The sequence below is a fragment of the Brevundimonas sp. MYb52 genome (genome assembly GCF_002979535.1).
In the GTDB taxonomy this organism is placed as follows: domain Bacteria; phylum Pseudomonadota; class Alphaproteobacteria; order Caulobacterales; family Caulobacteraceae; genus Brevundimonas.
The window spans coordinates 451,008-469,761 of the sequence record NZ_PCPB01000001.1 but is presented as its reverse complement, the minus strand read 5'-3'; the positions used below and the strand labels follow the sequence as shown (position 1 = coordinate 469,761).

At 65.2% G+C, this 18,754-nt stretch carries 13 protein-coding genes; 2 read left to right on the top strand and 11 right to left on the bottom strand.

Going from position 1 to position 18,754, the window contains the following annotated elements:
- Positions 1-9: 9 nt before the first annotated feature.
- The 6 genes from CQ039_RS02225 to CQ039_RS02200 form a co-directional block, all read right to left on the bottom strand.
- Positions 10-1,212, bottom strand: coding sequence for an efflux RND transporter periplasmic adaptor subunit (locus tag CQ039_RS02225; RefSeq protein WP_158255978.1), 1,203 nt, complete (start codon positions 1,210-1,212; stop codon positions 10-12).
- A gap of 59 nt (positions 1,213-1,271) precedes the next feature.
- Entirely contained in the window at positions 1,272-2,792 is a 1,521-nt protein-coding gene (locus tag CQ039_RS02220; RefSeq protein WP_233190127.1) for a TolC family protein, read from the bottom strand.
- Entirely contained in the window at positions 2,728-3,909 is a 1,182-nt protein-coding gene (locus tag CQ039_RS02215; RefSeq protein ID WP_105562315.1) for an ABC transporter permease, read from the bottom strand. The genes CQ039_RS02220 and CQ039_RS02215 overlap by 65 nt, the downstream gene beginning before the upstream one ends.
- On the bottom strand, positions 3,909-4,517 hold the full coding sequence (locus tag CQ039_RS02210; protein ID WP_369831539.1) for an ABC transporter ATP-binding protein: 609 nt from the start codon (positions 4,515-4,517) through the stop codon (positions 3,909-3,911). The genes CQ039_RS02215 and CQ039_RS02210 overlap by 1 nt, the downstream gene beginning before the upstream one ends.
- Before the next feature lie 135 nt (positions 4,518-4,652).
- Entirely contained in the window at positions 4,653-5,138 is a 486-nt protein-coding gene (locus CQ039_RS02205) for a hypothetical protein (RefSeq protein ID WP_146112086.1), read from the bottom strand.
- A gap of 95 nt (positions 5,139-5,233) precedes the next feature.
- Positions 5,234-8,212 carry a TonB-dependent receptor gene (locus CQ039_RS02200; RefSeq protein WP_105562318.1) on the bottom strand — a complete coding sequence of 993 codons (2,979 nt, stop codon included), beginning with the start codon at positions 8,210-8,212 and terminating at the stop codon, positions 5,234-5,236.
- 219 nt (positions 8,213-8,431) lie between these two features.
- Here CQ039_RS02200 and CQ039_RS02195 point away from each other — a divergent pair, with 219 nt between their 5' ends.
- Positions 8,432-10,114: an FAD-binding dehydrogenase gene (locus CQ039_RS02195; RefSeq protein WP_233190128.1), complete on the top strand. Its 1,683-nt coding sequence runs from the start codon at positions 8,432-8,434 to the stop codon at positions 10,112-10,114.
- A 24-nt stretch (positions 10,115-10,138) separates the two neighbouring features.
- Positions 10,139-11,017: a bile acid:sodium symporter family protein gene (locus tag CQ039_RS02190; protein ID WP_105562320.1), complete on the top strand. Its 879-nt coding sequence runs from the start codon at positions 10,139-10,141 to the stop codon at positions 11,015-11,017.
- A 3-nt stretch (positions 11,018-11,020) separates the two neighbouring features.
- On the opposite strand, the gene CQ039_RS02185 is transcribed toward CQ039_RS02190, so the two are convergent.
- The 5 genes from CQ039_RS02185 to CQ039_RS02165 are packed head-to-tail and all read right to left on the bottom strand — an operon-like array spanning position 11,021 to position 18,738.
- Positions 11,021-12,754 carry an AMP-binding protein gene (locus CQ039_RS02185; RefSeq protein WP_199183538.1) on the bottom strand — a complete coding sequence of 578 codons (1,734 nt, stop codon included), beginning with the start codon at positions 12,752-12,754 and terminating at the stop codon, positions 11,021-11,023.
- Complete coding sequence (locus CQ039_RS02180) at positions 12,751-14,037, bottom strand: acetyl-CoA C-acetyltransferase (RefSeq protein WP_105562321.1); 1,287 nt, start codon at positions 14,035-14,037, stop codon at positions 12,751-12,753. Before CQ039_RS02180 ends, CQ039_RS02185 begins: the two co-directional genes overlap by 4 nt.
- Positions 14,031-14,918 carry a MaoC family dehydratase gene (locus tag CQ039_RS02175; RefSeq protein WP_105562322.1) on the bottom strand — a complete coding sequence of 296 codons (888 nt, stop codon included), beginning with the start codon at positions 14,916-14,918 and terminating at the stop codon, positions 14,031-14,033. Before CQ039_RS02175 ends, CQ039_RS02180 begins: the two co-directional genes overlap by 7 nt.
- Positions 14,915-16,243, bottom strand: coding sequence for a 3-oxoacyl-ACP reductase (locus CQ039_RS02170; protein ID WP_105562323.1), 1,329 nt, complete (start codon positions 16,241-16,243; stop codon positions 14,915-14,917). Before CQ039_RS02170 ends, CQ039_RS02175 begins: the two co-directional genes overlap by 4 nt.
- Positions 16,243-18,738, bottom strand: coding sequence for an acyl-CoA dehydrogenase (locus CQ039_RS02165; protein ID WP_105562324.1), 2,496 nt, complete (start codon positions 18,736-18,738; stop codon positions 16,243-16,245). The genes CQ039_RS02170 and CQ039_RS02165 overlap by 1 nt, the downstream gene beginning before the upstream one ends.
- Between the last annotated feature and the right edge of the window lie 16 nt (positions 18,739-18,754).

The following is an 18,754-nucleotide window of genomic DNA, read 5'->3' as shown; positions in this document are numbered from 1 at the left end:
GCCCCGACTTTATGCTTGCGGCGGCAGGGTCCAGAACACCCGATCACCGGGTTTGAGGCCCGACAGGACCTCCGCGCCATCTGGCCCGACCCGTCCCAGCCCGATCGCACGACGCCGGGGTTGAGTTTCGCCCGGCGATTGCGCCATCACCCAGGCTTGCGGCGCAGCCCCCTGGACCGCCAGGGGTGGCACCGTCAGCGCCGATAGATTTTCATAGGCGACGACTGCGATATTGGCGGTCATTCCGATGCGCACATTGCGAGCATCAGCATCGGATAGCGGGTCCAGACGGATGCGCGCCGAAAAACTGGCCTTGCCTGTTCCGGCCGCAGCATCGGCCTCTCCAGCCACCCCCGTCACGACGCCGTTCAACGACGCTCCGCTGAAGCCAGGCCCCGTCACCACGGCCTTCTGGCCAGGCGTAACCGCGTTCAGATCTGCCTCATCCAGGGTAAAGACCACATCCAGGCCGCCTGTGCTGGCGATAACGCCCAGCAACTGCCCCTTCGAAACACGTCCTCCCGCATGGACGCCCTGATCACTCTTCTCTCCCCCCTTGTCAGGCCGCACAAGAATCCCGGCCTCAGCCGCGCGAACGAAAGCCCCCGCGGCGGCGCCGGCCGACGCATAGCGCGAACGCGCCACCTCCCGCTGCAAGAGAGCAATACGGCGGTCGCTGCCCTGACCACGTCGCGCGGTTTCACCTTGCTCTTCACGCGCCACGGTCAGGCTGGTCTGGCGCTGCCGAAGCTGCTGCAGCAGGCCATCGTACTCGCTGCGCGGCACAAGGCCGCGATCCAGCAAGGCCTTGGTCTCCACAAGTTTCACTTCCAGATCATTCAGTTCGTCTTCAGCCACGATCACGGCGCGAGAGGCGCGGCGCATTTCCGGTCCCTGCCCCCAGTTCTCCATCCTGATCGCCTCTTCCTCGGCCTTCAGCCAGGCGCTCTCAGCTTCGGCGCGGCTGCGATCGACGTCAGCAGGGTCCAGTTCGATCAACACCTGCCCCGCCTCGACCTGATCGCCGTAGGCAAAGGGCACCCTCAGAGCCACGGCGTCGAAGGGCGCAATCAGGTCAATCCGATCCCCGGGGGCGATCCGCCCCGTAAAGTTCGCTGACACGACAAAGGGCGCCCGCTGCACCACCACGCTCTGTTCGGTCGGCTCGTCCTCGCTCGCCTTGCCGCCCGCCCGCGTCATGCCCAGCAGCAAGCCTCCGCCGAGGACAACAACAAGTCCGGCATAAAGCCACCGTCGTGACGGCACGCGACCTAGTCGTTCAAGGAAATGCGCCATGTCTCAAGCGTGCTCCCAATTTGTTGGTCCAGCGCCGTCAGCGCATTGAGATAGGCGATATTGGCCGATAGCTGCTGAGCGTCAGCCGCTCGCAGATCAGCCTGCAAGGACAGAACCTCAAAATTCGAGGCCCGGCCGAAGCGCAGTCGCTCCTGACCGATTTCAAGCGCCCGTTCGGACAGGGCCCGCGCGCGCCGTGCCGCCTCCACTTGACGCCAACTGGCCTCGACCGACTGGACCGCCTCCAGAACCTGACTTTCCACCGACTGCTTCAGTTCTTCAAAGGCCAGCTCAGCGGTCTGCATCCCGGTCTCGGCCGCGAGCCAACTCTGTCGTCTGGACAGATCGCCTATTGGAATGTTCAGCCGCAGCCCAACTGTCGTGTCGGTTTCCCGAAAGCCATCGTAAAAGCGTGGACCATCATCGCGCGTCGCCGAAGCTACCAGGGACACATCCCAAAGCCGTTGATTGCGCGCCACAATCATGGACTGACGCATCTGCTCCAGCGACTTACGCTGCGCCAGGAGGTCGATGCGCGAGGCAAACGCCGTATCCATGGCGCTCTCCAGGTCAACCTCGACCCGCCCCGCCGTCGCCGGCTCGACAGCCACGACATTGGTGCGGGAGGCTAGGGCCAGAAGCTGCAATAGCCCGAGTTGGGCCGAAACCACCTGCTGTCGCGCTTGCAGCACGGCGACCTCCTGATTGGCCACGCCGGACTCGGTCTGGACGATATCCGACTCGGCCATGCGGCCCGCCTCGATCAAGGCCCGGTTGGTCTCCAGCAGGGCTCGCGTGCGCGCCAGCGACTCTTCCGCAAGCCTGACCTGCTCCTGCGCCTGGATCAGGCCCCGATAGGAGATGATGACGGAACTGACGGTCCCGGCGACCGTCGCCTCCAACTGCAAACGATTGATCTCTTCCTGTAGGCGGGCGATGCGAACGGGGGCCATGTTGACGGCCACCCCAGCCCCCCGGAGCAGAGGTTGGTTCAGACTGATCCCCGCCGTTTCATATTCCGAACCGCCGCCCTTCAAAGGGTCTGCGCGCGCCCAGACGAACTCGATCACTCCCCCCAAAGGCGTGCGCCAGGTCGCCGAAGGGCTGATGACCGTCTCGCCGCGGGTCTCGTCGTCCCGGCGGCGCTGCACCACTTCGACGCCGATCTCGCCTCGCGGCACGAAAGCACGTTCGGCCACACGCAAGTCGAAACGCTCAACTACCCGCTGCAGATAGGCAGATCGAATGCCTCGGTTATAGCGCAAGGCTAGGGCGACGGCCTCGTCCAGCGTCAGCTCCAGCGGCACGCCGGCCGGAACGGGCGTGACAGGGGGCACCCTCACAGGTGAAATCGGACTGGGCGTCGCCTGCGACCGAGCGTCCGTTGCCGCAAACGCCAGAATACTCGACGCGCCCAGACACAACAGAACTCTAATCCCCACGTAGAGCCTCGATCGGTTGAATGCGCGACGCCGCAATGGCGGGGTAGAGGCCAAAGACCAGCCCCACCACGACCGCTACGCCCGCCCCCAGGAATAGAACGGCCCAGCTGACGGCGAAGTCAAACGGGGTGAACAAGGTGACCAGCCAGGTCAACGCCAATCCCAACACGTCCCCCAGCAGCCCGCCGCCCAACGCTAGAATGCCGGCTTCGATGAGGAACATCATGCGGATCTCGCCTGGCGTGGCGCCGATCGCCGCCCTAAGCCCGATTTCACGCCGCCGTTCCATCACCGCCATCAGCATGACGTTCATAACCCCGACGCCGCCAACCAGCAGAGAAATCGAGCCGATAGCAACCAGCACGCCGCTCAGCATGGCCATTTGCTTTTTCATCGCCTCGATCATGGCCTTGGCGTCCTGAACCTGCACCGATGCATCGGGCGTCGAAAGCGCCGCGGTATAGCGAGCCACAGCAGCGCTCGTGTCCACGTCGGGCTTCAACCTGATCAGGGCTCCGCTCGCACCGTCATTGGGCATGATCCGCCGCGCGCAACCCAGAGGGATCAAAGCGGTATTGTCATAGTCGAGCGGACTGAGCGCCTGCAGAGGGACGGGCTCCAGCACGCCGACAACTGTGAACCCGTATCCGCCTATATAGACCAGCCCCCCCGGCCCTGCCGCCGCGCCGGGAGCCGATAGCCCCTGGGCCAATTTCTGGCCAAGAACCGTCACCCCAACGCAATCATCGATCTCGCGCAACAACCTGCCTTCAGCGGCCGACAAGCCCAGAACAGAGTTCATCACCGGTGTCACCGCTCCGGCCTGAGCGATCTGAACCTGGGGACCCATGCTGATGCTGGCCGCCAGGGAAGCGAAGGGCGCAACCAGAACAGCATCAGGATCTTCATCGACCAAGGCCGTCAGATCACCGACGGCTAAGGCGTCATCATCACCGCCCTGAACCCGAACCAGCAGCATATCCACGCCGGTCTGTCGAAAGTTTTCCAGGGCCGCAGCCTGGGCGATGTGGGCGACGTTCAATAGCGCAACAATGGCCGCAGAACCGATCACGACCCCAAGAAGAGCCAATACCGAACGCCGGCCCTGACCCCGCAGATTGGCGAAGGCCTCCAACGCCAGTTCCGGCAAGCGTACGCCTTCGTGGCCCATCACACGCCCCGCTCGGGAAGCACACGACCGTCCCGAATTTCTATAAGCATGTCGCAGAGACTGGCTGCTTCTCGATCATGCGTCACCATGAGGATGGTCACGCCCAAATCACGGCTGAGCCCCCTTAACAGGGCCAACACCTGGGCGCTGGTCGTGCTGTCCAGATTGCCCGTCGGCTCGTCAGCTAGGACCAACTTTGGCTCGCCGACCAGGGCGCGGGCGATCGCTACACGCTGCCTCTGACCGCCCGACATTTGCTCAGGCCTGTGGTAGGCGCGGTCAGCCAGACCGACCCGCTCCAGCATGGCTAGAGACCGGGCCCGGCGTTCAACACGGCCAACGCCACGATGAAGCAAGGGTAGGCTAACGTTCTCCCAGGCCGACAACCTCGGCAACAGATGAAACGACTGAAAAACGAAGCCGATCAACCTATTCCGGAGACGCGCCGCCTCGCTCGGCCCCAAATCGCCGATCAACAGACCGTCCAGAAATATCTGCCCGCTGTCGGGCCGATCCAGAAGTCCGATCAGGTTCATCAACGTGCTCTTTCCGGACCCGGACGGGCCGACCAGAGCGGCGAAACACCCTGCAGACACGCGAAAACTCACGCCCTCGAGAACCGTTATCGAGGCGTGTTCCGAATAGGTTTTACTAACGCCGTCGAGAGTAATCAAAGACACCCCGCCGCCAGGGGGAGGCAAATGGCCGTCAGAAACCCGGAGGTTTCTGACGGCCAAACAGGATTAGCTGATGGTCCGGGCTGCGCTGATGATCACGCCACCAGAAACAAGCGTGCAGCTGGGATCGCCAGCGTTGACCGCCGGAAGCACGTTGTTGTTGAACGTCGCCTTACTGGTGGCATTATCCCAGTCGACCAGGACTTCGCCGTAGCAGGGCTTGTTCAGGACGGTATTGGCGCCGACCTTCAGATAGATCTTATTGGTCTGGCCCGGCGCCACGCGGAAGCTCCAGGCGCCATAGGGCTGAACCAGGCCCAGAGGCCCACAGAGACCGAAGGTGCCGCTCGGGAAGCTGCGCGAAGTGATCGTGCCGGCGGTCGAAGTATTGGTTCCAGCAGCTGAAATGGTGCAGTTGGCAGTCGTTGACTGCTGCATGACAGCGCTACCGGAAATAGTAAACGAGCCGGTCGGGCTGATGGTTTGGGCATTGACGCCAGTCGCGGCAAGAACAGCGGCAGCAGCAAAACATACGGAAGCGAACTTTTTCATCGTATTTCCTCCCAATTCAAGACCCCCACATCAGAGATCTACACCTACAATCAACACCTCAAGGTTGTGAGTCAACAACTTTGAATTGAAATTCATCAGAATTTCTTGCTGACGGAGAATGCGATCAGACGAGGGTCCAGAGTGAACACGTTGGTTGTCAGACCCGTATCGTCGCTATTAGTGAAAGCATCGGTGATTGGCGTGTTATCGAACACGTTCTTCACGTAGAGCTGCATCGTTAGCCCACTCGAGGCATTTTCGACAGTAACAGAAATATTGGTGTTATCCCACGACTTCAGCTTGTCGTATTCCGTATTGTAAATTCTGAAATAACTCTCCCCCTGCCAGTAATAGTCCGCCCGCAAGGTGACGTCCCATCCGCCCACAGGAATGGTGTATTGCGTTCCGATATTGGCCGTCCAGTTGGGCGAGTTCGGCATCTCGTTACCGCTGAGGTCGGCGTCGAAACCGCGACCGAAGTTCGGAGCCTCGGTCAGGGCGTCATAGGTGAAGCCGAAGAAGGCCCACATCGGCAACAGGGAGGGATAGTCCGGGTTGAACGTGCCATACCGGGCTGACCCGGAACACAAGGCCTGAAGCGCCAGGCCCGTCGTCGCCGAGTCATATCCAGCGCCAATGATCGTCTCAACGTGCTTGGTCGGCGCAATACAATTAGAGGGCACCTGAACCCAGGGCCGCAGCAGGGTCCAATCCTCATTGCCCTGCGTCCGGTTCATCACGTCGATGGATTTTTCTCCATCCGCAACGCGCGTGTTCAGATAGCCGACATTGGCGTCAATCCGCCAGGCGGGCGTGGGGTAGAAAGCGCCCTCCAGTTCAACCCCCCAGATCCTGGCGTCGAAATTCTCGTTCAGCGAGATGCGATCGACGATCTGGGAGACTTGATAGTCCTTGTAGTCGTAATAGAAGGCCGTCGCATTCAGGCGCAGAGCCCCGTCCATGAAGGTGTTCTTGGCGCCGATCTCGAAAGCATTGACGTATTCAGGAGAAAACTCCGACGCCAGGGGCTGATACTGAATCACGACCGGATTGATATCGACCCGCGGCGGATTGGTGCCGCCTCCCTTGTAGCCCCTGGAATAGGAGGCGTAGATCAGGGTGTCGTCCGAGAAGGACAGGTCAGGCTTCCAATCCACCACCAGTCGACCCGTCAAGGCGTCCCAGCCCTGCTTCACATCAGGGAGAGCCGGATAGCCGCGATTGACATAGCCGCCCGATGAAATCCCTGGCTCGCCCGTCGGAGAGGCGCCCAGAAGCAATTGGCTGGGATAGGGAGTCGTGGTCTTGCGGTCATCAGTGTAGCGAAGCCCCGCCGTGACGCGCACATCGTCGCTCACATCCCAATACAACTCACCGAATACGCCCAGCGACTGGGTCCTGACCACGTTCCGGCTACGGAAATAGTTGTGACCATCGCCAGCCAGATCGGACAGAGGCGAATAGTCTACATAGACGCACTCGCGCCAGGTCGGAGCCGCCGGATCGCCACAAGGTATCGTGTCGAGCGTGGGAGCCGCACTCAGTTTCTGATTGTAAAAATATTCCGCGATAAAGGAAAACAGATTATTGAATACGTAGTAGTTATCTTCAGATTTGAAATCCAGATAATTGGCGCCGATGCTAAAATTAACCGGACCATCCCAAGACGATTGAAGCCTGAACTCCTGGGTAAACTGGCTATTTTCCGAAGAACTAACATCAACAGACAGAAGCGAGGAATGGGCGCCAAGTTGCGGGTCCGTGTACACGCCGCCGGGAGCCGCGGGGCTCGGAGCAATTGGGCCGCCGAAGAATTCGTAATAAACTGCCGAAGAGTCGTTGAAAACATCATTACTTACATAACGACTATAGTCCTGCGTCGAGTAATACGAGTCCTTGGCATAAGCGGTCTGAGAATAAAACTTCAAACCATCTGATATATCGAATTCAAGATTCAACTGAACGAAATCATTTTTCGCTCGAAACTTCGGATCATATGACGTCGCGATCTCGCGCAGATCGCGAGACTGAACCATGCCCGCATAGGGGTCCACCGTGTATTTGAACGCGGGTACGAGGTCGTACACGGTCGGGTCCAAGACGCCGTAATTCATCAGCGCGCCCATGAACAGGTGGGAGAAAGCCCCGCCGTTGGGCGTGCCGTAGGCGGCCTCTTCAAAAATACTGGACGCCATACACCCCTGACTCAGCCGGTTTCGGATGAAGCTGTCGGTAATGGTGGTCGATCCGACCTGGGTCGGACCCTGGTCCTTGGTGCAGAGCTGCTTACCGGTCCGGGCGCGCTGGTCGTCTTCTTCGAAGTGCTCCCAGATCAGATTGGCGCGGAACACGTCGTTCGGCTCCCATGCGGCAGACAGCCGCGTGGAATACAGATCGCGATCGTTCACATCCGTATCGTTGAAGCTGTTGTAATCAAAACCGTCACGCTTGGTCATCGAGGCCGCAGCCCGCACCGCGAAGGTGTCGCCCAGCGGAATATTGACCATCATCTGGCCCCGCACGGAACCATGGTTGCCGGCCTCTGCCTTGAGCATGGAATCGAAGTCGGGCCCCGGCAGATTGGGGATCATATTGACCACGCCGCCGGTGGCGTTGCGTCCATACAGCGTGCCCTGCGGCCCCCGCAGAACCTCGACGCGGTTCACATCCAGGTATTCCTGCTCAAACAGGCGATTTCGGATCAAAGGGGTGTTGTTGAAGCTGACAGCCACAGCCGGATCGCTGCTGGCCGAAATCGCCTTGGTCCCGACCCCGCGGATCGAGAAGTTATACATGCTGAAATTGGACTTGGAGAAGCTGACGTTGGGGATGGCGCGCATCAGTTCCGAGCCGCCCTCGATCTTCAACGCGTCCAGGGTCTCGGCCGAAAAGGCCGAGACCGCGATCGGCACGTCCTGGATCGATTCTTCGCGCTTCTGGGCCGTGACGATGATGTCTCCAACCGTCGTGGCCGCGCCGTCAGGCGCGGTCTGGGCCAGGGCCGGCGTCGCCATGGTCAATGCAAGAATGGATACAGTCGCGGCCAAGCGCGCATGAACGACCAATGCCGTCATCTAAACCCCTCCCCAGGGAGCGCCCCGTTCCCCAACGGGCCGCAAACGTTTCCACGCCGCCAGTTTCGTTCCACTGGCCGGGGCGGCGCCGGCAGCGGTTAGGTCCAGACGATCACGCTACTCACCTATCTGTCAATACATATTGACAAGTATGTTCGTCAAAGAAACTCTCGTTTCTTATTGACAATCATGTTAGTCAAACTTCATTCTTGGACGGGGATGGATATGGACGCGGACATCATCGTAGTGGGCGGCGGACTGGCCGGGCTGGTCGCCGCGAACGAGCTGGTGCAGGTCGGCAAGCGCGTGGCCCTGGTGGATCAGGAGAACCCGGCCAACCTCGGCGGGCAGGCCTTCTGGTCATTCGGCGGCTTGTTTCTGGTCGGCTCCCCTGAACAGCGAAGGCTGGGCGTGCGCGACAGCTTCGATCTGGCCTGGCGCGACTGGCGGGGCAGCGCCGGCTGGGACCGTCTGGACGGGCCCCTGGCCGAGGACGAATGGGCGATCCCATGGGCGCGCGCCTATGTCGAATTCGCTGCGGGCGAGAAGCGCTCATGGCTGAAACAGCACGGGATCAGCCTGACCCCCATGGTTGGCTGGGCCGAGCGCGGCGAGGGGCAGGCCTTCGGCCACGGCAATTCCGTGCCGCGCTTCCATGTGGCCTCGGGCACCGGGACCGGCGTGTCCGAGCCCTTCGCCGACCGGGCGCGACAGGCCGCCAAGGATGGCCGACTGACCTTCCACCACCGTCGCCGGGTCGATCAGCTCCTGGTCGAGAGCGGGCGCGTCACCGGGGTGGCGGGCGCGATCCTGGCGCCGGACGATGCGCCGCGCGGCGCGGTCTCAAACCGCCATGTGGTCGGCGACTTCACCCTGAAGGCGCAAGCCGTCATCCTCGCCTCGGGCGGCATCGGCGGCGACCACGACAAGGTGCGGCGCTTCTGGCCCGAGCGACTGGGCGCACCGCCCAAGGCCATGATCACCGGCGTGCCCGCCTATGTCGACGGGCGGTTGCTGGATATCGCCGACGGCGCCGGGGCGCGGCTCGTGAACCGCGATCGCATGTGGCACTACGTCGAGGGGGTGCAGAACTGGGACCCGATCTGGCCCAAACACGCCATCCGCATCCTGCCCGGCCCGTCACCGTTGTGGCTGGATGCGCTCGGGCGGCGACTGCCCTCGCCCGCCCTGCCCGGCCACGACACCATGGCCACTTTGAAGCACCTGCGGACCGCGCCGGATCTGGCCGAGCATGACCACTCCTGGTTCATCGTCACCCAGAAGATCCTGGAGAAGGAGTTCGCGCTGTCGGGGTCTGAGCAGAACCTCGACATCACCGACCGCAAGTGGCTGAAGGTGCTGGCCTCCCGTCTCGGCAAGGGCGCGCCGCCCGCCGTGGACGCCTTCAAGCACAAGGGCGCGGACTTCGTCTTCGCCGACGATCTGGAGACCCTGGTCGCCCGGATGAACAGCCTGACCGGGCGCCCCTTGCTGGACCCGGTCCTGATCCGCCAGCAGGTCGAGGACCGCGACGCCCAGATGGACAATCCCTATTCAAAGGATTTCCAGGTCATGAGCATCCACAACAGCCGTCGCTATCTGGGCGACCGACTGGCGCGCACGGCGACGCCGCACCGCCTGCTGGACCCCGAGGCCGGGCCGCTGATCGGGGTCCGGCTGCACGTTCTGACGCGCAAGTCCCTGGGCGGGCTGCAAACGGACCTGTCCAGCCAGGTGCTGAAGGCCGACGGAACGCCGTTCGAAGGACTATACGCCGCAGGCGAGGCTGCGGGCTTCGGCGGCGGCGGATTACATGGTTACAATGCGCTGGAAGGCACCTTCCTGGGCGGGTGCATCTTCTCGGGCCGGGCGGCGGGGCGCGCTCTCGCCGGTCGGGTCTGAGGTTTCTCGGGGGAGGAAAAGACCATGGATTCACCTCTGGCCATGATCGGTCTGCCGGTCGCGCTGGGCATCATCATGTTCGGGCTGGGGCTGGACCTGACGCCCGGCGATTTCGCCCGCATAGGCAAGCGGCCCAAGGCGGTCGCCATCGCACTGGCCTGTCAATTGCTGCTTCTACCAGTCGTCTGTTTCGGGCTGGTGCTGCTGTTTCGCCTGCCGCCGGTTCTGGCGGTCGGCATGATGCTGCTGGCGGCCTCGCCCGGCGGCACCACGGCCAATCTCTACAGCCACCTGTTCCGGGGCGACGTGGCGCTGAACATCAGCCTAACGGCGATCAACTCGGTCATCGCCGTCCTGACCCTGCCGGTCATCGTCAACCTGTCGATCGCCTGGTTCCAGCCGGGCGACATGACCGTGGGGCTGCAACTGAAGAAAACCATCGAGGTCTTTATGATCGTACTGGCCCCCGTCTGCCTGGGAATGCTGGTGCGCGGCTTCAAACCCGGCTTCGCCCGCGCCATGGACAAGCCGGTGCGCCTGGCCTCGGTCGTCATCCTGACCCTGGTGATCGCCGGTGCTGTCGTGTCCAACTTCGCCGTGCTGAAGGACGACTTCATCGCCCTGGCCGGCATCGTCGTCAGCTTCTGCGTCCTCAGCCTAGGCATAGGCTTCATCGTCCCGCGCCTGTTCCGCATCAACCGTGAACAATCGATCGCCAGCGCCTTCGAGGTCGGTCTGCACAACGCCACCCTGGCCATCGTCATCGCCCAGTCGGTGCTGATGGTCCCCGACATGTCCCTGCCCGCCGCCGTCTATGGCGTGCTGATGTTCCCACTGGCGGCGCTCTTCGGCCTGCTGATCACGCGCAAGCGCGCGCCCCAGGCGGCGTCGGAAACCGCCTAGACCTCAGCGCAGCTCGCGCCGCAGCACCTTGCCCACCGGCGTCTTGGGCAGGGGCTCGCTGCGGAACTCCACCAGACGGGGCGTCTTGTAGGCGGTCAGCTGCGCCCGGCAGTGGGCGACCAGCATCTCCGTCGTCAGCTCGGGCGAGCGCGGCACGACGACGATCTTGATCCGCTCGCCCTGGACCGGATCAGGCACGCCGACAGCCGCCACCTCCTCGACCAGGGGGTGCGACGCCACCACGTCCTCGATCTCGCCCGGATAGACGTTGAAGCCCGAGACCAGGATCATGTCCTTGATCCGGTCCACCAGCCGCACCCGGCCGTCCGCCTGCATCACGCCCACGTCGCCGGTCGCCAGCCAGCCGTCCGCCGAGAGGACCTTGGCCGTCTCATCCGGCCTTTGCCAATAACCCAGCATGACCTGCGGCCCGCGCACGCACAGCTCGCCCGGCTCATCGACTCCGGCCCAGCTGCCGTCGTCGCGGCGCATCCGCACCTCGGTCGAGGGCACCGGCAGGCCGACCGTGCCGTCAAAGCCCATGGTCTCGGGATGCTCCAGATCGACCCGACCGATGCAGACCACCGGCGAGGTCTCGGTCAGGCCGTAGCCGTCGACCAGGGGCGCGCCCGTCACCGCCTCCCACTCCTCGGCCACCACCTTCTGCGTCGCCATGCCCCCGGCAATGGTCAGCTTCAGGTCCGAGAAGTCGCGATTGCGGAACGCCTCGGTCTTCAGAAGACTGGAGAAGAGGGTGTTCAGCCCCGTCATGCCGACGAAACGCTCCTTGCGCAGAATCCATTCCACCCGCTTGGCGTCGCGCGGATTGGCGATCAGGATGTTCCTGCCGCCAGCCCCGGTGAACATCATCAGGTTCGCCGTCAGGGAGAAGATATGATAGAGCGGCAGCATGGTGACGTTGCCGATCACCTCGCCCTGATCGATCTGATCCAGCACCCAGGCGCGGCCCTGCAGCGTATTGGCCAGGATGTTGCGGTGGGTCAGCATGGCCCCCTTGGCCACACCCGACGTGCCCCCCGTATATTGCAGGAAGGCGATGTCGTCCGGCCTGGTTTCGACCGGCTTCAGGCGCAGGCGACGCGCGCGCCGCATCACCGACTTCCAGCGATGCGCGCCCGGCATCCGCCAGGCCGGAACCAGCTTCTGCACATGGCGCATCATGGCGCTGACGGCGAGGCCCTTCAGGCCCGGCATCATGTCGCCCATCGACGTCACGACGACGTGGCGGACCTTGGTGCCTTCGCGCGCCTGCTCCAGCGTCTTGGCGCACATGTCCATCACCACGATGGCGACCGCCCCGCTGTCCTTCAGCTGATGCTGCAGCTCGCGCGGCGTGTAGAGCGGGTTGACGTTGACCACCACGGCGCCGGCGAACAGCACCCCGAACAGGGCCGTTGGATACTGCAAGCAGTTGGGCATCATCAGCGCCAGCCGGTCGCCGGGCTGGATGCCGACCGACTGCAGCCAGGCCCCAAAGGCCTTGGCTGCCGCCAGCACCTGACCATAGGTCAGGGCAGTGCCCAGGCTGACATAGCCGGGCCGCTCGGCGAAGCGGCGAGAGTCCGCCTCGAACATCTGCTGCACCGAGGTCCAGCGCGCCAGCTCGTCCTCGATGCAGGCCGGGACGCCGGCGCGGTAATGGGCGGTCCAGAACCGCTCCTCCCACAGCCGGTCCATCTCGGCCGAAGCGGCGTTATCGACGGCCAGATCGGTCATTTCTCCACCACCGCCACCACGCCCTGACCGCCCGCCGCGCAGATGGAGATCAAGCCGCGCCCGCCGCCGCGCCGGTCGATCATGGTCGCCATATTGGCCAGGATGCGCCCGCCGGTCGCCGCGAACGGATGCCCCGCCGCCAGCGAGCCGCCATTGACGTTCAGCCTGGCCCGATCAATCGCCCCCGGCGCCCGGTCCAGCCCCAGACGGGTCTTTGCGTAGTCCTCGTCCTCCCAGGCCTTCAGCGTGCACAGCACCTGGGCGGCGAAGGCTTCGTGGATCTCATAGATGTCGAATTCCTGCAGCGTCAGACCGAGTTTACCCAGCATCCGCGGCACGGCGTAGGCGGGCGCCATCAGCAGCCCCTCGTCGCCGTTGACGAAGTCCACCGCCGCCGTCTCGCCGGTGCGCAGATAGGCCAGAACCGGCAGGCCCCGCGCCTTCGCCCACTCCTCGCTGGCCAGCAGCACGGTCGAGGCCCCGTCGGTCAGGGGGGTGGAATTGGCCGCCGTCAGCGTGCCGCCCACCCGGTCGAACACCGGCTTCATCGTCGCCAGCCTGGCCGGGTCGATGTCGGGCCTCAGATTGTTGTCGCGCTTCAGCCCCCGGAAGGGCGTCACCAGATCGTCGAACAGCCCGGCCTCCCAGGCGGCGGCGGCGTTGCGGTGGCTGGCCACGGCCAGGGCGTCCTGATCCTCGCGCGGAATGGCCCAACGCTTGGCCATCACCTCACAGCTCTCGCCCATCGACAGGCCGGTGCGCGGTTCGGCGTTGCGCGGCGGCTCGGGCTTGAAGGGCGCGCTCAGCCCGGCGCCCAGCAGTGCCTTGATGCGCCCGCCCGTCGTCTTCTCGCGGTTGGCCGCCAGCAGGGCCTTCCTGAACCTCTCGTTCAGCCCGATCGGCGCGTCCGAGGTGGTGTCCACCCCGCCGGCGACGCCGACCTCGATCTGGCCCAGGGCGATCTTGTTGGCCACCAGAATGGCCGCCTCCAGCCCGGTGCCGCAGGCCTGGCTCACGTCATAGGTCGGGGTGTCGTGGCCGATGGTGGTGTCCAGCAGGCTCTCGCGCGTCAGGGCGATGTCGCGCGACAGCTTCAGCACCGCGCCCGCCGCCACCTCGCCCAGCCGCAGGCCGTGCAGGTTGTAGCGGTCGGCCAGACCTTGCAGCGCCGCCGTCAGCATCTCCTGATTGGAGGCCTCGGCATAGGCGGTGTTCGATCGCGCGAAGGGAATGCGGTTGCCGCCCAGAATGGCGACCCGGCGCGGCGCAGCAGCGGTCAGCATGAAACACTATCCTCAGGCGAAAGGGTCAACCGACCCCGCAGATGGGCGCGCGCCCCGGCAGCGTCGCGCACCTCAAAATCACGGATGTCGTCCGCAGGTCCGGCGTAGAGCCCGACCTGTCCCGGCAGGAAGAGCGGCGCGCGGAAGGCGACCTCGACCTCGGCGGCGTCCAGCGGCGCGCGTGGCGACAGGGCCGCGACGGCCCGCGCCTTGGTCCACATCCCATGCGCAATGGCCCGGCGGAAACCGAACAGCCGCGCCCCCAGGGCCGAGGTGTGGATCGGATTGGCGTCGCCCGAGACTCGCGCATAGCGACGGCCCAGATCAGCCGGGACCGTCCAGGCCTCGACCAGCCGGTCGGCCGCCTCGCCCTTCAGCACCGGCGCCTGCTCGCCCTGACCGGGACGCCCCAGCCGCAGATAGACACTCGTTCCTTGCCACACCGTCGCGCCGTCGCGCGTCGCCGTGGTCTCCAGCGTAAAGGCCTGCCCCTTGTCGTGGGCCAGGAACCGCCCCGCCCGCGCCGTCAGCGTCAGCCGGTCGCCTAGGTTCAGCCGCGCGTGCTGGCGGATACGGTTGTGCAGATGCACCAGCCCCATGGCCGGATAGGGAAAGTCCACCCCCAGCATCAGCCGCATCTGCAACGGAAACGCCAGAATATGCGGCCATGTAATCGGCACGCCCTGCTCGGGTGAAAAGCCGCACAGGCGGGCATAGGCGCCGACCGCCTCGGCCTCCAACACCACCTCGCGCGCCAAGGCCCGCTGCGGCAGCACCGCCTCGCCGCCCTTGGCGCGCAGCATCCCGCGCAAAGCCCCGGCGACCACGGCGGCGCCCGACAGCGGTGCGTCGAACCGCTCAATCCCCCCCGCTGCCGTCATGCGCCGAGCAAACTCTGGCCGCAGACGCGCACCACCTGTCCGTTTACCCCGCTTGATGCCGGATCGGCCAGCCAGGCGATGGTCTCGGCTACATCCACCGGATGGCCACCCTGCCCCATGCTGTTCATGCGTCGCCCGGCCTCGCGGATGGCGAAGGGGATGGCGGCGGTCATCTGGGTCTCGATGAAACCGGGGGCCACGGCGTTGATGGTGACCCCGCGCCAGGCCAGTTGCGGGGCCAGCCGCCGCACCGCCCCGATCCAGGCAGCCTTGGACAGAGCGTAGTTGCTCTGGCCCATATTGCCGGCGATGCCGCTGAGCGAGGAGACGGCGACGATCCGCCCATTGGGGCGCATCCCCCGGCCCTCGACCAAGGTCCGCGTGATAGCCAGGGGCGCCGTCAGATTGACCGCCATGACGCTGTCCCACTCGCGCGCTTCCATGCGGGCGAGGGTGCGGTCGCGGGTAATGCCGGCATTGTGGATCACGACGTCGTAGCCGCCGCGCGCCCGAGCATCGGTCAACAGGGTCTCGGCGGCGTCCGGCGCCGTGATGTCCAACGCCAGGGTCTCGACGCCCAGCTCGGCCTTCAGGGTCGACAGCCCCTCTGCCGCCGCCGCCACGTCCAGAGCGACGACCTGCGCGCCCTCGGCGACGAACAGACGGGTGATGGCCTCGCCTATGCCGCGCGAGGCGCCGGTCACCAGCACGCGCCGTCCCTTGTGGCCCGCCCCCGGCTCGCTGGTCGCGACCGGCACGGCCACCCGGATCGGCTGGGCCGAGACATAGGCCGAACGCGGCGACAGCAGGAATTCCAGCGTGCTGTCGGCGGCATCCTCCGCCCCCGGCGCGACATAGAGCATGTGGACGCCGATGCTGCGCCGCGCCTCCTTGGCCAGCGAGCGGACAAAGCCCTCAAGCCCGCGCTGGATCGCCTCGCCCTCGGCGTCGGCCATAAGTTCAGGCGGCGTGCCGATCACCACGATGCGGCCATGCTCGGCCACCGAGCGGATCGCCAGATGGAAGAAGCGATAGAGGCTCTGGACCGACGCCGTGTCGGCGCAGCCTGAGGCGTCGAACACCAGCCCGCCATAGCGCACGTCGGGCGACCATTCGGTGTGCAGCGTCTGCCCCGCCGCCTTGCCCAGCTTCTCCAACGTCGCCGCCATGCGCCCGCCGCCGTCGGGACCAAGCAACAGAGGCCCGACCACGCCCGCCCCTGCCTCGGCGCGGCGTTGCAGCGGCGCCGGACGCGGCAGGCCCAGCGCCCCCGTCAGCCAGCCGCCGACGCCCGAGTTGGCGAAGTCCAGATACCGGTCGCTCATCAGGCCGCCTTCTTCGTCGTCTTGCGGGCCGCGGCCTCCGCCGCCTGACGCCGTTCCAGCCCTGCGGCGATGTCGAAATCGGCGGGGAAGTCGTCCACCTGAATCGCCTGATCGGCATATGCGGCGAAGCGAGCGATAGCCGCGCTTTCCTCGGCGGTGATCAGGTTCAGCCCCTCGGCCTCAGCGGCCCAGGCGTTCAGCAGGGTCAGGTTCTGCGGCGCGCGGGCGATGCGGCCCGAACGGATCTCGTCCTTCAAGCGGCGCTCGATGGCCTCGATCTGCGGATAGAGATCAAAGGCCACGATGGTGGCGGCGATTGGATCGACTTCGATCCGCGCCGACCAAGACCCGGCGGTCAGGCGATCGCGCGCCGGGCCGTGCTTCTGGATCAGACCCGCGACCGCAGCAGCGCAACGGTCATCTGGCGCAGGCGTCCGCAGCCCGAACGGCGCCCCTACCAGCTTCAGGAACAGGGCCGCGACCCGGCTGGGGTGGTTGGCCAGCAGGTCGCGCCACGCCTTCCCGGCCCGCGCCAGGGCGTCCTGCGCCGCCCAGTGGACGAAGGGCAGGTCCTCGGCCGGGCGGCCCTCGTCCTCGAACCGCTTCAGCACGCTGGACAGGATGAAGAGCTGGGACAGGATGTCGCCCATCCGCCCGGTCATCGCGCCCTTGCGCTTCAAGGCGCCGCCGACGGTGGCCATCGACAGGTCAGACGCCAGGGCCAGCAGGGTCGAGAACCGCGTGGCCGACCGGTAGTAGCGCCTCAGCTGCGGCGCCGCGTTCCACGGCGCGGCGATCAACTGCCCGCCCGTCAGGCTGAAGGCGAAGGCCCGGACCATGTTGCGGAACAGGAAGCCGACATAGCCGAACAGGGCGGCGTCGAACGGCTTGACCTCGCCCGCGCCCGCCGTCCTCATCAGGGTCAGGACATAGGGATGGCAGCGGATGGCGCCCTGACCATAGATGATCAGGGTCCGCGTCATGATGTTGGCGCCCTCGACCGTGATGGCGACCGGGATCTGCTGATAGGCGCGGGCCAGGAAGTTGCCCGGTCCCATGCAGACGCCCTTGCCGCCCACCACGTCCATGCCGTCATTGATGATGAGACGGGCGCGCTCGGTGACATGGTATTTGGCGATGGCCGAGACGACCGAGGGCTTCTCGCCCTGATCCAGGGCCGCCGCCGCCAGACGCCGGACCGAGTCCGAGGCGTAGAGATGACCGGCCATCCGGGCGAGCGCCTCCTGCACGCCCTCGAAGGCGCCGATGGGCTGGTTGAACTGACGACGGATGGCGACATAGGCCCCGACCATGCCCACGGCCAGCTTGGACATGCCGACATTGGACGACGGCAGGGAGATGGCCCGGCCCGCGGCCAGACATTCCATCAGCATGCGCCAGCCGTTACCGACCTGCTCACGCCCGCCGATGACCATCTCCATCGGCACGAAGACGTCGTCGCCCGTGGTCGGGCCGTTCTGGAAGACCGCGTTCAGCGGCCAGTGGCGGCGTCCGATGTTCACCCCCGGATGGTCGCGCGGGATCAGGACGCAGGTGATCCCCGGCTCAGCCTCGCCCCCCAGCAGGCCGTCGGGATCGGTGGCCCGGAAGGCCAAGCCCAGCACCGTCGCGACCGGGGCCAGGGTGATGTAGCGCTTGCGCCAGCTGATGCGAAAGCCGAGCTTCTCCTGCCCGTTCCACACCTGTTTGCACACCACGCCCGTATCCGTGATCGAGGCGGCGTCGGACCCGGCATAGGGGTTGGTCAGGGCGAAGCAGGGGATTTCCTCGCCCCGCGCCAGACGCGGCAGATAGTGGTTCTTCTGGTCTTCGGTGCCGTAGTGCAGAAGTAGCTCAGCCGGCCCAAGCGAGTTGGGCACCATGACCGAGACCGCCGCCGCCGAGCAGCGCGTCGACAGCTTCTGCACCACCTGGCTGTGGGCATAGGCCGAGAAGCCCAGACCGCCGTAGGCCTTGGGAATGATCATTCCCAGGAAGCCCTTGTCCTTGGCGTAGGCCCAGGCCTCGGGAGACAGGTCCTGCCAGACCGAGGTAGTCTCCCAGTCATTGGCCAGGTCGCACAGATGCTCGGCTTCGTTGTCGAGGAAGCTCTGCTCCTCGGCGGTCAGCCCCGGCGCGGGCGTGGCCAGCAGCCGCTTCCAGTCGGGCCTGCCCGCGAACAGTTCAGCGTCCCACCAGACGTTGCCGGCTTCGACCGCCGCCTGCTCGGTCGGGCTCATCCTCGGCATGATCCGGCGGAATCCCGCCATGGCGAAGCGCGACAGGATGGCCCGTCGCAGCGGCTTGAGCGTCAGCAGCAGAAACACTGGCGCGGCCACCGCGACCATGATCGCCGCCGTCGCCGGCGAAACGACTTCCGCGCCCCAACCCGCCGCGACCCAGGCGACGGCGGCGACGCTCCAGATCACCATCCTCGCCTGCACGAAGGTCAGGATGAAGGCCCCCAAGGCCAGTGCACCAATCCAGATCAGCATGGTCCATTTCCTCATG

Coding starts and splice junctions, on each gene's coding strand:
- CQ039_RS02175 (WP_105562322.1), bottom strand. CDS start 14,918: ATGACGGCAGCGGGGGGGATTGAGCGGTTCGACGCACCGCTGTCGGGC.
- CQ039_RS02190 (WP_105562320.1), top strand. CDS start 10,139: ATGGATTCACCTCTGGCCATGATCGGTCTGCCGGTCGCGCTGGGCATC.
- CQ039_RS02200 (WP_105562318.1), bottom strand. CDS start 8,212: ATGACGGCATTGGTCGTTCATGCGCGCTTGGCCGCGACTGTATCCATT.
- CQ039_RS02205 (WP_146112086.1), bottom strand. CDS start 5,138: ATGAAAAAGTTCGCTTCCGTATGTTTTGCTGCTGCCGCTGTTCTTGCC.
- CQ039_RS02215 (WP_105562315.1), bottom strand. CDS start 3,909: ATGGGCCACGAAGGCGTACGCTTGCCGGAACTGGCGTTGGAGGCCTTC.
- CQ039_RS02185 (WP_199183538.1), bottom strand. CDS start 12,754: ATGACCGATCTGGCCGTCGATAACGCCGCTTCGGCCGAGATGGACCGG.
- CQ039_RS02180 (WP_105562321.1), bottom strand. CDS start 14,037: ATGCTGACCGCTGCTGCGCCGCGCCGGGTCGCCATTCTGGGCGGCAAC.
- CQ039_RS02195 (WP_233190128.1), top strand. CDS start 8,432: ATGGATATGGACGCGGACATCATCGTAGTGGGCGGCGGACTGGCCGGG.
- CQ039_RS02165 (WP_105562324.1), bottom strand. CDS start 18,738: ATGCTGATCTGGATTGGTGCACTGGCCTTGGGGGCCTTCATCCTGACC.
- CQ039_RS02170 (WP_105562323.1), bottom strand. CDS start 16,243: ATGAGCGACCGGTATCTGGACTTCGCCAACTCGGGCGTCGGCGGCTGG.